This window comes from Sulfurovum indicum, from assembly GCF_014931715.1.
GTDB lineage: Bacteria > Campylobacterota > Campylobacteria > Campylobacterales > Sulfurovaceae > Sulfurovum > Sulfurovum indicum.
In genome coordinates this window covers 601,335-614,580 of record NZ_CP063164.1, presented here as the reverse complement: position 1 = coordinate 614,580, position 13,246 = coordinate 601,335, and the positions used below count along the sequence as shown (strand labels likewise).

General features: G+C 41.9%; 17 protein-coding genes. 1 reads left to right on the top strand and 16 read right to left on the bottom strand.

The features are described 5' to 3' along the window. Positions 1–25 precede the first annotated feature (25 nt). The 6 genes from IMZ28_RS03145 to obgE are packed head-to-tail and all read right to left on the bottom strand — an operon-like array spanning position 26 to position 5,210. Complete coding sequence (locus tag IMZ28_RS03145; RefSeq protein WP_197549297.1) at positions 26–889, bottom strand: ParB/RepB/Spo0J family partition protein; 864 nt, start codon at positions 887–889, stop codon at positions 26–28. A gap of 3 nt (positions 890–892) precedes the next feature. Beyond that, the gene (locus tag IMZ28_RS03140; protein WP_197549296.1) at positions 893–1,681 is read right to left on the bottom strand and encodes a ParA family protein; all 789 of its coding nucleotides are present in this window, start codon (positions 1,679–1,681) and stop codon (positions 893–895) included. Then, on the bottom strand, positions 1,678–2,391 hold the full coding sequence (locus IMZ28_RS03135) for a biotin--[acetyl-CoA-carboxylase] ligase (RefSeq protein WP_232087507.1): 714 nt from the start codon (positions 2,389–2,391) through the stop codon (positions 1,678–1,680). The genes IMZ28_RS03140 and IMZ28_RS03135 overlap by 4 nt, the downstream gene beginning before the upstream one ends. After that, entirely contained in the window at positions 2,388–3,317 is a 930-nt protein-coding gene (gene fmt / locus IMZ28_RS03130) for a methionyl-tRNA formyltransferase (protein WP_197549295.1), read from the bottom strand. The genes IMZ28_RS03135 and fmt overlap by 4 nt, the downstream gene beginning before the upstream one ends. 10 nt (positions 3,318–3,327) lie before the next feature. Beyond that, on the bottom strand, positions 3,328–4,098 hold the full coding sequence (gene proB / locus IMZ28_RS03125) for a glutamate 5-kinase (protein WP_197549780.1): 771 nt from the start codon (positions 4,096–4,098) through the stop codon (positions 3,328–3,330). Continuing rightward, positions 4,095–5,210, bottom strand: coding sequence for a GTPase ObgE (gene obgE / locus IMZ28_RS03120; RefSeq protein ID WP_197549294.1), 1,116 nt, complete (start codon positions 5,208–5,210; stop codon positions 4,095–4,097). Before obgE ends, proB begins: the two co-directional genes overlap by 4 nt. Before the next feature lie 145 nt (positions 5,211–5,355). Here obgE and IMZ28_RS03115 point away from each other — a divergent pair, with 145 nt between their 5' ends. Beyond that, the gene (locus IMZ28_RS03115) at positions 5,356–5,649 is read left to right on the top strand and encodes a hypothetical protein (protein ID WP_197549293.1); all 294 of its coding nucleotides are present in this window, start codon (positions 5,356–5,358) and stop codon (positions 5,647–5,649) included. A gap of 91 nt (positions 5,650–5,740) precedes the next feature. On the opposite strand, the gene rpmA is transcribed toward IMZ28_RS03115, so the two are convergent. From rpmA to guaB, 10 genes are all read right to left on the bottom strand, one after another. Next, positions 5,741–5,995 carry a 50S ribosomal protein L27 gene (rpmA, locus tag IMZ28_RS03110; RefSeq protein ID WP_197549292.1) on the bottom strand — a complete coding sequence of 85 codons (255 nt, stop codon included), beginning with the start codon at positions 5,993–5,995 and terminating at the stop codon, positions 5,741–5,743. 22 nt (positions 5,996–6,017) lie between these two features. Continuing rightward, positions 6,018–6,323 carry a 50S ribosomal protein L21 gene (gene rplU / locus IMZ28_RS03105; RefSeq protein WP_197549291.1) on the bottom strand — a complete coding sequence of 102 codons (306 nt, stop codon included), beginning with the start codon at positions 6,321–6,323 and terminating at the stop codon, positions 6,018–6,020. Between the two features lie 84 nt (positions 6,324–6,407). Further along, a complete protein-coding gene (locus IMZ28_RS03100) occupies positions 6,408–6,800 on the bottom strand; it encodes a RidA family protein (protein ID WP_197549779.1) in 393 nt (130 codons plus the stop codon). 17 nt (positions 6,801–6,817) lie between these two features. Beyond that, positions 6,818–7,162 (bottom strand): hypothetical protein, encoded by a 345-nt coding sequence (locus IMZ28_RS03095; protein WP_197549290.1) that lies wholly within the window; start codon positions 7,160–7,162, stop codon positions 6,818–6,820. Positions 7,163–7,199: 37 nt separating this feature from the next. Then, a complete protein-coding gene (locus IMZ28_RS03090) occupies positions 7,200–7,874 on the bottom strand; it encodes a HesA/MoeB/ThiF family protein (RefSeq protein ID WP_197549289.1) in 675 nt (224 codons plus the stop codon). A gap of 15 nt (positions 7,875–7,889) precedes the next feature. Further along, entirely contained in the window at positions 7,890–8,696 is an 807-nt protein-coding gene (locus IMZ28_RS03085; RefSeq protein WP_197549288.1) for a carbon-nitrogen hydrolase family protein, read from the bottom strand. After that, on the bottom strand, positions 8,696–8,905 hold the full coding sequence (gene xseB / locus IMZ28_RS03080; RefSeq protein WP_197549287.1) for an exodeoxyribonuclease VII small subunit: 210 nt from the start codon (positions 8,903–8,905) through the stop codon (positions 8,696–8,698). Before xseB ends, IMZ28_RS03085 begins: the two co-directional genes overlap by 1 nt. A gap of 136 nt (positions 8,906–9,041) precedes the next feature. Further along, the gene (gene metX, locus IMZ28_RS03075; RefSeq protein ID WP_197549286.1) at positions 9,042–10,136 is read right to left on the bottom strand and encodes a homoserine O-acetyltransferase MetX; all 1,095 of its coding nucleotides are present in this window, start codon (positions 10,134–10,136) and stop codon (positions 9,042–9,044) included. Positions 10,137–10,304: 168 nt separating this feature from the next. After that, positions 10,305–11,567, bottom strand: a complete 1,263-nt coding sequence (locus tag IMZ28_RS03070) for an O-acetylhomoserine aminocarboxypropyltransferase/cysteine synthase family protein (RefSeq protein ID WP_197549284.1) — start codon at positions 11,565–11,567, stop codon at positions 10,305–10,307. Between the two features lie 231 nt (positions 11,568–11,798). Beyond that, positions 11,799–13,244 carry an IMP dehydrogenase gene (gene guaB / locus IMZ28_RS03065; RefSeq protein WP_197549282.1) on the bottom strand — a complete coding sequence of 482 codons (1,446 nt, stop codon included), beginning with the start codon at positions 13,242–13,244 and terminating at the stop codon, positions 11,799–11,801. Positions 13,245–13,246: the final 2 nt, after the last annotated feature.

The window sequence follows — 13,246 nt, the reverse complement described above, 5'->3', positions numbered from 1 at the left end:
TTATATATGAGATAAGGGTTAATTTTTAACGATTTTTTAGGAATGTGAGAAAGTTTGCAACCTCTTGGGCATTTTCGAAATATATCTCTATACTTTTGGATTTGAGCTTATGTTTAAAGGGCAATACTGCCTCTATATCCTCGGCAGCGTTTTCAAGCAGTGAAGCCTTGGCTGGTGTTTTTGATACACTTTTGTGCTTGTTGTTCTTAACCAGTTTCTCTACATCACGAACACTCAGTTTCTGTCCTATAATTGAGTCAATAATGACCTTCTGTTTTTTTTCATCAAGTCCTACCAGTACTTTAGCATGTCCCTGCGATATTTTTCCATTGGCCAGTTGCTTTTTGGCATAGTCACTTAGTGATAGAAGTCGTATGGTATTGGTAATCTGTGAACGACTTTTATGCACAATCTCTGAGAGTTCATCATGCGTGATCTTATGTACTTCTATCAGTTCTGAATAAGAGTTTGCCAGCTCTATTGCATTAAGATTCTCACGCTGGATATTTTCTATAAGTGCCAATTCCCGCAGACGTAGTTCATCAATATTTACATTGGCAACGATAGCTTTAATCGTGGGGATTTTTGCCAGTTTGTGGGCACGAAGACGACGCTCTCCTGCGACAAGAAGATACCCTTCCCCTTTTTCGATCACTACAATGGGCTGGAGGAGACCGTGCTCTTTAATCGAACTGCTCAGCTCTTTGAGAGCTTTTTCGTCAAAGTGTTTACGCGGCTGGAAAGGGTTGGGTGAGATCGAATTGACCTCCAACTCTTCAACACGTGCCCCCTGTGCCTCCAGTTCAAAACTGTCGATACCGCTCAGATCCTTCTCGTATGCTTCCTCTACTTCAGAGAGAATATCTCCCAGTCCTCTACCAAGAGCCATGTATTAACCTCTTGCGATCACAGTAGCAAGATCTCTGTAGGCGAGTGAACCCTTTGAGCTCGTTGCATAGTCTGTTACAGGTTTTCCAAAGCTCGGGGACTCTGCGATTTTCACATTGCGTGGAACGACGATACACTCCTTGGAGTTCTTTTTAATATGAAAGAGCTTATCTTTAAAGTGATGGGAAAGGTCTGCCAATACCTGCTTGGAGAGGTTGTTCTGCTTGGAGTACATTGTCGGCAGAAAACCTTTGATCTTCAGTTTCGGGTTGATAGTCTTTTTCAAAAGGCTTACTGTATTTAAAAGTTGTGCCAGTCCTTCCAGTGCAAAGAACTCACACTGGATCGGAATGATAACAGAATCAGATGCGCTCAAGGCATTAATAGTGATCGGTCCCAATGCAGGAGGAGAGTCAATAATAATAAAATCATACTTTTTGGAGACCTCACTGATCTTCTCTTTGAGCACCAATTCCCGGTTTTTCTTTTTTGGATTATAGAACTCTTTTTCTATCCCGACCAGACCAATGTTCGACGGTGCAAGATCAAGCTTCTTTATCTGTGTCTTAAGTACAACTTCAGAAAGTTTTTTACTTCCGATAAGTACATGATAAATATTGTACTCATAGTCACTTCTGCTGAATCCCAGACTGGTCGTTGCATTTGATTGCGGATCTATATCAAGAAGCAGTACTTTTTTACCTTTTTCAGCCAATGAGGCTGCCAGGTTGACTGCAGTGGTTGTCTTTCCTACGCCACCTTTTTGGTTGGCTATGCTGATTATTTCACTCATCGTAAACTATATACCCTCTCCCCCTCGATAAGTAAAGAGCCATCCTCGCACAAAAGTGCTTCAGAAAGGCTCTTCCTGATGTTTTTTATATGTGCAAAAAACTTTCTATTCTGTTCAAATTCTACCTGATACTCACTAAAAACCTGCTTCCATTTTGGAAACTTATTAAGCTTTTCAAGGTACAGTTTGAGTAAAATATCAGGTGAAACATCGGACTGTAAGGCACTGTAGCCACTTTGTGTTTTCTTTAAATTAATCCCTATGCCGCATACTAAAATATCTTTTACTTTTTGAGTGATCGTACCACCGATTTTATTTTCATCTACATAAAGATCGTTAGGCCATTTAAGCCATACTTTTTCATTATAATCCAAGAGTATTTCTTTCATAAGAAAAGAAAAATATATGGAGGCTGAAGAGAGAGGAAGATCTTCAGGCAGATCTGCAATATGAAGAGCAATCGAAGCAAAAAAACTGCCTCTTTCTCCTTCCCAGCTGTTCTCTCTGCTTCCCACTCCTGCATACTGTTCTTCCGTGACTACTGCAGCAGGAGGCTGAAGCTTCTTTTCCCTGAGTGCCTCAACAAGATACTTTTGTGTTGAGGCAAGTTTTGGAAAAGAAAGGATATCAAAGTTTTCCATGTGACTGGTCAGATGAGGCGACTGCACAGCTTTACCCGGCGTCAGCATTGTATCTTGAGGGCCCTTCAAGATATTTCTCCATTCAACAGATGATCTCCAACTTTCAACCCCCTTCCCACACTGTAAGCTTTGGCGCTCATCGGTTTTTTGGAAACAGGCTGCAGCGTACCGATCTTCAAACTTCCTTTTCCACACCCTACGATCACTTCATCTCCTTCAAAAGACAAAATCTCAAAAGGGGTATGTGCTATATCTCTTTCCAGCAACGTCACATTGTCAAATTTCGTACCGTTGGCAGCAAAGATTCCGGGCCAGCCTTCAAATGCTCTGTATTTATTATAAACTTCCTCCGCATCGGAAAAGTCAACCTCTCCATCACTCTTTCGGATCTTCTTACAAAGTGTTGCTTTGGATCCATCCTGAGGTTGTGGTGTGATATTTTCAAAGTTTCTCAGTGTAGAGAGTGTCAGGGTACAGGCATCTTTGGTAAGCTGCTCCATCAGTGCATGCAGACGCATATCCCGGGGAATCTCAAAAATAATTTTTTCCAGTATTGGTCCCGTATCCAGCCCCTCTTCCATCAGCATAGAAGTGACTCCGGTCACTTTATCACCATTAAGTAGAGACTGTTGTACCGGTGATGCACCGCGATACTGTGGCAGCAATGAAGCATGCAGATTAATGCACGGAGCAATGTCAAGAATGGATCTGGGCAAAAGCTGGCCAAATGCAGCCACAACAATGAAGTCCGGTTTTACATGCCTGATCGCCTCTTCGATCCCCGCATCACTCAGGCGATTAGGCTGCAGTACTTCAATACTATGTTCCGTTGCCAACTCTTTTACCGGCGGTGGTGTCATAACCTTTTTACGTCCTACAGGTCTGTCAGGCTGTGTAATCACCAATATCACATCCATATCTTCAGACTGTATCAAAGTCCCTAGTATCTCTTGAGCATAATGGGGCGTACCCATATAGACAATTTTTTTATTCAAAACCATCCTTTCATTTATTGGGCGACTTGAACAGTGTACCGCCTTTATGTACTTTTTCCAACAGGAAAGATCTTGCATCACTAAGGTCAAATCCGCTTGCGAGGAACATCTCTCTGCCATGTTTCATCAAAAAGTCTGCCGATTGCAATTTAGTTACGATACCACCTGTGGCAAACTCATTGTTGGGTGTATGCTCAGCAGCAAGTTCCTCTGCACTGATATGAGTAACTACAGGACGCCGTACAGCATCACCGTAACAGTTCGGATCTTTATTATAGAATGCATCGATATCTGAGAGGATCACCAGCATCTGTGCATCAAAATAGTGTGTTACATGCGCAGAAAGCCTGTCGTTGTCACCAAAAACCAGCTCTTCGATACTCACTGTATCATTTTCATTAATAATAGGTACTACACCGTTTGCAAGCAGAGTATCGATCGCCACTTTGGCATATGCCGTTGCTTTGCGTGAGTCAAAAACATCTGCACTCAAAAGTATCTGGGAACAGAGAAAACCGAATTTTGCAAACTTCTCCTGATACATTTTCAACAGTAACGGCTGACCGATCGCAGCCAAAGCCTGCCTGTTTGCTACCGAACTTCTATCCAGTGGCAACAGTGTATATCCTGCTGCCACCGCACCGGAACTGACAAGTATCACTTCATAGTTATACTCTTTAAGCTCAGAGACAAACTTGACCAGTGCCATCATACGCTCTTTGACAATAGTACTGTTTTCTGTAAGGACATGAGAACCGACTTTAATAACCAGACGCACTATACTTCCTTGTTCTCTGCTTCAACATTTTTAATAAAGTCCCCCAAAGCATAACGTAATGCCTCTGTATTAATATGGGCAACGGAAGAGACTGGCATTACAAACAGAGGCTTTTTTTCAGGAAGCTTCACACCAAAGTCTGTCTTGAAACCATAACTGATATAGTCCATATCGGCATTATACTTTCCAAGTGTATCATTGGGAGTGAGATCAATATCTTTAAAAAATTGTTCTGTCAAGGTATTCACTTCATCCTGTGATAATGCATCGATCTTGGTTATGGCAACAGCATGCTTACGAGTTGCCAAAATCTCTGAATAGCGCTCCAGTTCCACCAAAAGTGTCTTATACTGATATTTCATCTCTCTATAGTTTGCTGCATCAATCATTAAAAGCAGCGTCTTGGTACGCTCAATATGTTTAAGAAACTCCAATCCCAACCCTCGTCCGTCACTCGCTCCTTCAATTATCCCCGGGATATCCGCCATCATAAAGGAATCATAATCACCAATGTGCACCACTCCAAGCTTTGGTGTCAATGTTGTGAATTCATAGTTGGCTACTTCCGGTCTTGCATTGGAAAGTGTTGAAATAAGCGTTGATTTACCCACATTCGGATACCCTACAAGCCCTACATCTGCAATAAGTTTCATCTCCAGTCTGACATGTTTGGTAATACCCGGAAGGCCTGGCTGGGCATAGGTAGGTCTTTGGTTCGTCGAGCTTTTAAAGTGCATATTGCCAAGACCACCCTTCCCGCCTTCAAGAAATTTTACCACTGTGCCCTCTTCCACCAGGTCAAGCAACTCTTCTCCTGTCTCCATATCGATCACTACTGTACCAGGGGGAACTGTAATGGTAACATCCTCACCTTTTCTTCCGTAACGTTTACGCCCTTCACCAGGACGACCATTCTCAGCTTTGATATGGTTTCTTCCCCGCAGTCCGGAGAGCGTGTCTGTGTTGTTGTCCACCTTAAAGAATACTGAACCGCCGCGACCCCCGTCACCTCCGTCCGGACCACCTTTTATCACAAATTTTTCTGTCCAGAACGAAATGGCACCTGCACCACCTTTACCGGAACTGATCGTCAGCTCTACACTGTCTACAAACATATATTTACCTTTATTTACTATAAAAAACCATCCTGTCATTTCAGATGGTAGAATGAATTACGGAATTATACCCAAATTCACACAGTTTTGATATAATTGACCAAGTGCTATATTCAAAAAAGAGAAAAGGAACAATCACTACAAAATGAAAATAATCACACTTTCAACACTTATTACAGGAGGGCTTATCCTCTTTTTACCTGCATGCAAATCCAATAATACTCCACACTATTTCGGTGGCTATACCTACAGTGGTGTCTCATTCGGAAAAGATCTCTCCGATATCTACAAAAAAGGTATCAGAGACGGATGCGAAACTGCCAAAGGAACCTATACAAAATCCCATAGACTCTTTAACCAAAATATAGATTATTATGAAGGATGGTTTCTGGGACGCAATAGATGCCGTCATCTACTCGTGATAGAGGAGCCGTATTGATTTCAGCTGCTTCAACACAACATTGTAAAAAAATTATGGAAAACAAGGAAGTATTACCAGTACACCTGAAGGTATACTGATAATTAGGATATTATGCAGGAATAACAGAAACTTTCTTTTGACTTCTGCTTCTATTCTCAAATTTAACTACACCTTCAACAAGTGCAAAGATAGTGTGGTCTTTACCCATACCAACACCATTTCCAGGATGAACTTTTGTTCCTCTTTGTCTGATGATAATATTACCTGGGATTACTTTCTCACCACCAAATTTTTTAACGCCTAGACGACGTCCGACGGAATCACGGTTGTTTTGGGTTGACCCTTGACCTTTCTTGTGTGCCATATCTTGCTCCTTCTATAAATACTTATGCGATTTTAGTAATTCTAACTCTTGTAAAGTCTCTTCTGAAACCTCTTTTGAGCTTTGAATCTTTTCTTCTTCTTTTCTTATAGATGATCACTTTCTTGTCTCTACCTTCGTTGATCACCTCACCTTTAACAACAGCACCTTCTACAAAAGGAGTACCTACTGTTAATTCACCGTTATCTACAGCAAGAACTTCTTTGAATTCTACTGCTGCTTTTGGCTCAAGACCCATGTTGTCAAAACAGATGATATCACCCTCTTGCACTTTGAATTGTTGGCCACTTGCTTTAATGATTGCGTACATTGCAAACCCTTTACTATCTGTATATTTTAAAAAGTTCGTGATTATACCCAATCAATGTTTAATATTTTTTTAAAGTATGTCACATTATCCAAAATCAACGTGTTTATCTGCAAATGCAATACACTCTATCTCAACCAAAGCATTTTTAGGAAGGGTCTTCACTGCTACTGTACTCCTTGCCGGCTTGTGGTCTCCAAAATAGTGTTCATATATCTCATTCACTTTGCTAAAATCATCCATATCAGCCAAATAGATGGTTGTTTTAATAACATGATCAAATCCTGAACCCGCTTCTTTCAGTACATAATAGAGATTTTTCAATACCTGCTTGGTCTGATACTCGATCCCCCGTGTTTCCATCGTACCGTCCGGCATCAAGGCGATCTGTCCCGATGTATATACCAGTCCGTTTGCTACGATCGCCTGAGAATAAGGGCCGATCGCTTCCGGTGCTTCATTTGTTGCTACAATTCTCATCATTTATCTTTCCTTTTCTATTTGGTGTTTCTTTCATAAAATATATATGAGGTGGAGTAGTCTGAGAACTCAAAATAGACCTTCTTCTCTCCCGGATCTGCCTTCCCGTTGAAATTCAGATCATCTACACCATATCCATAACGGTACGGTCTCATTTTTCCGTCATTTGTTCCATAGGCAGTTGAAACCTTATCGATCTTGATAAATTTATGTACCAGTTTGTCTCCTGCATACACATCAAGAACACCGTTTGTCCCTGTCCAGTTCTGCAGAGAACGGCTTAACGAGTTCTGTGTCTCCTGTGTACATCCGACAAAAGAAAAGGCCACAGCAGCTGAAAATAGTGCGATGCTCAGTTTCATAATCATGTCCTTTTAAATTTTTACAATTCTATCACTATTATGCTTTTGGCATTCCAAACTTCTGTGTAACAAGTTCACCCTCGTTATTAAAATAGAGGTAATAGAGCTTATCTTTCACAACAGGAAGCCCTGCAAGATAACGCAATGCAAAATTTGCCTGGAGTGATCCAATATGCATGACGATCGGTGCAGCAATGCCTCCAGGCTTGTGGTCAGAGATATTGAATACCTGAAAATTTGCTTCTTCAAAGAAGCAGACCTGGCCGTTGAACTCTTCCACACTGGCATAGATCCATGGTCTGCCGGTTGCTTTTGCATACCTGTCTATCTCAGAGCGTACCGGAAGATTGTCTGTTGCATCCAGAATCAGATCATAACTGTTTCCCATCTCTTTAAAATCATCAAAAGGCATATCGAAAGCCACAGCTTTGACAAAAGGATTTTTACGCTCCAGAAGCTTTGCAATGGTCTTGGCTTTATTCAGGCCTTCATCTTCAAGTGTAAAAGCGATCTGTCTATGGATATTATGATTGGAGACTGTATCAAAATCTACCAAGTGAATCTCACCGATTCCTGAAGTACCCAGTGCCATTGCCAGGGTAGAACCAAGTCCACCTGAACCAATGATAGCGATCTTCTTCTTTTGCAGACTCTTTTGTGTTGCCTCACCCCATAACTGTATCTGTCGGTTGAAATACTCTTCTTGTATCATACTTTCCTCTCCTGCTTATACTTCATGCTCATTAAGAGCTTTTTCAAACTGCCATGTTTTACGGTGTCCGATCACCTCTTTTTTATCGATCACTTCTACAAGCATCGACTCTTTGTCTTCCAGCATCATCTCAACTTCACCATCAGGAGAGACCAGCATCGTATCACCATAGAATTTCCACTTGACATTTTCATCGCTGTACTCACCCAAACGGTTGGCACGCAAAATAAAACACCCGTGCAAAAATGCTTTGGTCTTGATGATCTCGCGCCACCTGTTATGTGAACCGAATGTCGATGCCGTAGGAAGCAGGACCAGATCAATCTTCTTCTCCATTACTTTTTTCCAGAAAGGGTCGAAATGCATCTCAAACCCTGCCATCACCATGATCTTGAAACCTTTGAGCTTGAAGACCATAGGGTCTTTGAGTGGCTTAATGACATTAGAGAAAAATGCCTTTTCATTCCAATGTTCATAAGGTAACAGGATCTGCTGTTCATAATAACGTGTATTCTTCGGAGTGATTTTGACAATTGTTTTATAGTAACCGTCTTTTTTAACAAGAATGATCGGTGCCACAAAGACGATATTATATTTGACTGAAAGCTCCTTGAGCAATTCCAGGTGTTTTTTTGTTTGTGCCTTAACCATACTTTTGGAAATAGAGGCAAGTTCTTTATAAAAATGATTAAGTACATACTCTCCAAGCAGCATAACCTGTGCACCGCGTTCTGTCGCTTTTTTCAGATAGAATTCCAAACGTGTAGCATTCATACCCAGTGTAGGCAGCTGCAGTGCCGCTACTACCAGTTTCTTTGCCATTACAATTCACTTTCGTTTTGCTGGTTCGCCTGATCGATCAAGGAGATCTTCATCTTTGCCTCTTCAATCAGCTTTTCTGCCTCTTTGATATTTTTCAAACCTTCTTCATAAAGTTTTACTGACTCTTCAAGTGTGATCTCCGGGTCCATCAGTTTCTCAAGCAGCTGCTTGGAGTACGCCAATTTCTCTTCAAATGTTTCAGTTTTCATTCGTACACCTTAATGGTGCGTAAGTATGCACCCTACAAATAATATAAGCTTTCTAAAAGCAAGCATACCAAAATTATTCACTATTCATTATTAATTATGCCTTTCTTGCAAAGCAAGAGCACCTTACCATAAACCTTCACTTCAACACATCTTTGATGTGTTGATCAAATTTATCCAGTTCTACCAAAAATGCATCATGCCCATAACTGCTCTCTACTTCCAGGTAAGTATACTCTTGCCCATTACGTTCCAGCATTTTGGCAATATGTTCCATCTCTGAAGGGAAAAAAAGATAGTCTGAAGAGAAGCTGACCAGATGCACTCTTGCCTTGATACGGGAGACTGCATCATACAGAGAATCATACCCGCGGCTCAAGTTAAAGGTATTGATCGCTTTCACAATGTAAAGATAGGAAAGCGGATCAAAGATCGTAGAGAAGTTATTGGTATTATACTCCATATAGCGTTCTACTTCATAACGGCCGAAAAGTTCAAAAAGCCCATCATTACTCACATAGTTTCGTCCAAACTTCTCATCCATTGAATCGGGAGAAAGGTAGGAAATATGCCCCGCAATACGCCCGACCGCCAATCCGTCCAACCCTTCTTCTTTAAAATCATCTTTAGCATAATTCCCATGCTTGAATCTTGGATCCCGACGTATGGCTTCAACTGCCACTTTATTGAACGCTATTGTCCACGGTCGTGTAGCATACGTTGCTGCCAGCGAAATGATGTCATCTGCAAAGTTGGGATAATCCACAGCAAACTGCAGTGCCTGCATGCCACCCATAGAACCTCCGATGACAGCACGTACATGGTAGATACCAAGATCTGAGAGCAGATGCATCTGTGCACGGATCATATCTTTAATGGTCACAACAGGGAATTTAAGCCGGTACGGTTCCAGTGAGGGGTAACTCTCACTCATAGGACCTGTACTCCCAAAACATGAACCAATCACATTGGTACAGATCACAAAATATCTGGTCGTATCTATTGCTTTACCGTCTCCGATAAGTCCATCCCACCAGCCCGGTTTTCTGTCCCCTTCATACGTACCGGCCGCATGATGTGAACCACTGAGTGCATGACAGACAAGTATGACATTGGATTTCTCTTCATTAAGTTCACCGTAGGTCTCATAAGCGATCTCATACGGCTCCAAGATACGTCCGCTCTCAAGGTAAAGTGGTGAACTGAAATGTGCTGTTTTGGTTTCTATTTTCATACACGGCTTTTGTGATAGGATTTAAGTGCAACATTTTATCATATTTAAACTTGTAGGGTGCGTTTGCCAACGTATTTTTTGATGCTCAAAACAGATTATCTCTTTCTGCTGACGTGCAATTGTATGCAAATTTTTTTATGCAATACTTTGCAACACCCATCATACATCTTATTCTAATGCTTTTTTCAGATCTTCAATGAGATCCTGCGTATCTTCAAGCCCGATACTGAGCCTGATAAGTCCACCCGGTACACCTGCGTCGATAAGTTCCTGCGGTGAGAGCTGCTGATGTGTCGTACTTGCAGGGTGTGTAATGATCGATTTGCTGTCACCAATGTTGACTACGACCGAGAAGATCTCTGTAGCGTCTGCGATCTGCTGTGCTGTCTCTTTGCTTTCTACTTCAAAAGAGAGCAGTCCGCTTGCCATACCCTCTTTAAAATATTTTTCAATCAATCCATGCTGCGGAGAGCTTTTCAACCCCGGATAATTCACTTTTTTGACCTTCGGATGTAATTCAAGGAACTCTGCAATCTTTAAGGCTGAGGCGGAATGCTGTCTCATACGAAGCGGCAGATGCTCCAATCCCTGAATATGCAGCCATGAATTGAACGGACTTGGTGCACCGCCAAGATCACGAAGCAATGCCAGTCTTACTCTCAACGTAAACAAAGGAAGCGGAAGGTCACTGTAGACAAGCCCGTGATAGCTGGCATCAGGTTCATTGAAATGGTAGTAACGGTCGTTACCTTTAATCTTTTCTACCAGATCCTTGCGTTCAACAATGATCCCGCCTAATGCCAACCCCTGACCGGTTGTATATTTACTGGTACTGTGTACAGTCAGGTCAACACCATATGCAAGCGGCTTGCAAAGTACCGGTGTTGCCACCGTGTTGTCTACACATGTCAAAATACCATGTCTGTCTGCAACTGCTACAATCGCTTCAATGTCAGCCACATCAATACTCGGATTGGTGATACTTTCAAAAATGATCAGCTTCGTCTTTTCATCGAGAAGAGGTTCTATCTGGGATGGATCTGTCACATCAAAGTAACGTGTTTCAATCCCAAAACGTTTAATGGTATGCCCTGTCAATGTTGTCGTTCCGCCATACACCTGCTTTGCAACAACAATGTTGTCTCCGGCTTCAGCTACATTGGCAATGGCATAAAAGATCGCCGCCATCCCTGAAGCTGTACCGATCGCGGCAGCTCCTCCCTCAAGTGCAGCAAAACGCTTTTCGAATACATCTGTTGTAGGGTTCATCAAACGGGTATAGATATTGCCAAGCTCTTTGAGAGAGAATAGATTTGCTGCATGTTCCGTATCTCTGAACTCATACGCAGTACTCTGATAGATCGGTACCGCCATGGTTCCCTGTGCATCTTTTTCATATCCGGCATGGATCGCTAAGGTCTGTTCATGCATTCTAAGTTTCCTTAATTTAAAATATTTATATAAATTATAGCTTATGATTACTTGTATTCTATTTATATCTTTATATAGTATTATTGATACTCTTAAGGGTAATAGGTCTATGTATAATAAAACATACTTTACGCTTGCCTATAGATTTGATACAGTTCGAAAATTTTAATATAACTGCACTTTGGCGGGAAAGAGAGTTACACCTTAAAAGGTGCAACGAAAGAAAGTTTTTTAACCGTGATAGTTTGGTGACTCTTTTGTAATGGTAACGTCATGTACATGACTCTCCTTAAGTCCCGCTGCAGTGATCTCGACAAACTCCGCTTTCTCCCAGAATATCTTGATGCTCTCAGAACCGCAGTACCCCATAGAAGATCTAAGCCCACCGATCATCTGATGGATAACATCTGCGATCTTCCCACGATACGGTACACGCCCTTCGATCCCTTCCGGAACTAACTTATCTGCTGCTGTTCCCTCCTGAAAATATCTGTCGGTACTTCCTTTTGTCATCGCACCGATACTCCCCATCCCTCTATACTCTTTGAACTGACGACCGTTGTAGATGATCATCTCACCTGGTGCTTCATAGGTTCCGGCCAACGCAGATCCGAGCATGACCGAACTGGCACCTACTGCCAATGCTTTTGCTACATCCCCGGAGTATTTAATACCTCCGTCTGCAATAACAGGTACACCATACTGATGTGCAACCTGTGCCACTTCATCAATAGCAGAGATCTGAGGTACACCAACACCTGCAACAATACGTGTTGTACAGATAGAACCTGGTCCGATCCCTACTTTAACACCATCTGCACCTGCTTCAATAAGATCTTTCGCAGCTTCACCTGTAGCAATATTTCCGGCGATCACATCAACATCCAACTCTTTTTTGATAAGCTGTACTGTATCCATGATCCCCTGGGAGTGTCCATGCGCAGAATCAAGAACAATCACATCAACCCCCGCTTCTACCAATGCTTTGGCACGTTCAAGCTGTCCCACACCGATAGCCGCTGCTACCCTGAGACGTCCGAATTCATCTTTATTCGCATGAGGATACTGCTCTTTCTTTTCAATATCTTTGATAGTAATAAGACCTATCAGTTTTCCATCGTCATCTACGATTGGAAGCTTTTCGATCTTATGTTTTTGAAGTACCTTTGCCGCTTCTTCAAGAGTGGTACCTTTCTTAGCAGTAACCAACGGTGCAGGTGTCATAACCTCTTTTACCTTTAATGACATATCAGTAATAAAGCGCATGTCACGGTTGGTTATAATACCGATAAGTATCTGCGCATCATCAACCACAGGTACACCTGAGATCCTGTATTCGCCCATCAATGCATCTGCTTCAGCCACCGTTGCATCAGGACCGATGAAGATCGGATCTATAATGATCCCGCTCTCAGACTTTTTTACTTTTTTAACCTGAAGTGCCTGTGTGGCTACATCCATATTTTTATGGATCACACCGATCCCTCCAAGCCTTGCCATCGCGATCGCTGCTTTGAATTCTGTTACAGTATCCATTGCTGCTGAAACAATAGGAATATTAAGAGAAACCCTTTTGGTAAGTTGTGTTGTGACACTTACTTCTTTAGGCAATACAGTAGAGTGTTGTGGTACCAGTAATACATCTTCAAATGTCAATGCTCTTTTTTTGATTCTCATAA

What these genes read in the sequence shown, in the direction of transcription:
- IMZ28_RS03145 (WP_197549297.1), bottom strand. Translation starts at nt 889, where the DNA reads ATGGCTCTTGGTAGAGGACTGGGAGATATTCTCTCTGAAGTAGAGGAA.
- IMZ28_RS03140 (WP_197549296.1), bottom strand. Translation starts at nt 1,681, where the DNA reads ATGAGTGAAATAATCAGCATAGCCAACCAAAAAGGTGGCGTAGGAAAG.
- obgE (WP_197549294.1), bottom strand. Translation starts at nt 5,210, where the DNA reads ATGTTTGTAGACAGTGTAGAGCTGACGATCAGTTCCGGTAAAGGTGGT.
- IMZ28_RS03115 (WP_197549293.1), top strand. Translation starts at nt 5,356, where the DNA reads ATGAAAATAATCACACTTTCAACACTTATTACAGGAGGGCTTATCCTC.
- rpmA (WP_197549292.1), bottom strand. Translation starts at nt 5,995, where the DNA reads ATGGCACACAAGAAAGGTCAAGGGTCAACCCAAAACAACCGTGATTCC.
- rplU (WP_197549291.1), bottom strand. Translation starts at nt 6,323, where the DNA reads ATGTACGCAATCATTAAAGCAAGTGGCCAACAATTCAAAGTGCAAGAG.
- IMZ28_RS03100 (WP_197549779.1), bottom strand. Translation starts at nt 6,800, where the DNA reads ATGAGAATTGTAGCAACAAATGAAGCACCGGAAGCGATCGGCCCTTAT.
- IMZ28_RS03095 (WP_197549290.1), bottom strand. Translation starts at nt 7,162, where the DNA reads ATGAAACTGAGCATCGCACTATTTTCAGCTGCTGTGGCCTTTTCTTTT.
- IMZ28_RS03090 (WP_197549289.1), bottom strand. Translation starts at nt 7,874, where the DNA reads ATGATACAAGAAGAGTATTTCAACCGACAGATACAGTTATGGGGTGAG.
- IMZ28_RS03085 (WP_197549288.1), bottom strand. Translation starts at nt 8,696, where the DNA reads ATGGCAAAGAAACTGGTAGTAGCGGCACTGCAGCTGCCTACACTGGGT.
- xseB (WP_197549287.1), bottom strand. Translation starts at nt 8,905, where the DNA reads ATGAAAACTGAAACATTTGAAGAGAAATTGGCGTACTCCAAGCAGCTG.
- metX (WP_197549286.1), bottom strand. Translation starts at nt 10,136, where the DNA reads ATGAAAATAGAAACCAAAACAGCACATTTCAGTTCACCACTTTACCTT.
- IMZ28_RS03070 (WP_197549284.1), bottom strand. Translation starts at nt 11,567, where the DNA reads ATGCATGAACAGACCTTAGCGATCCATGCCGGATATGAAAAAGATGCA.
- guaB (WP_197549282.1), bottom strand. Translation starts at nt 13,244, where the DNA reads ATGAGAATCAAAAAAAGAGCATTGACATTTGAAGATGTATTACTGGTA.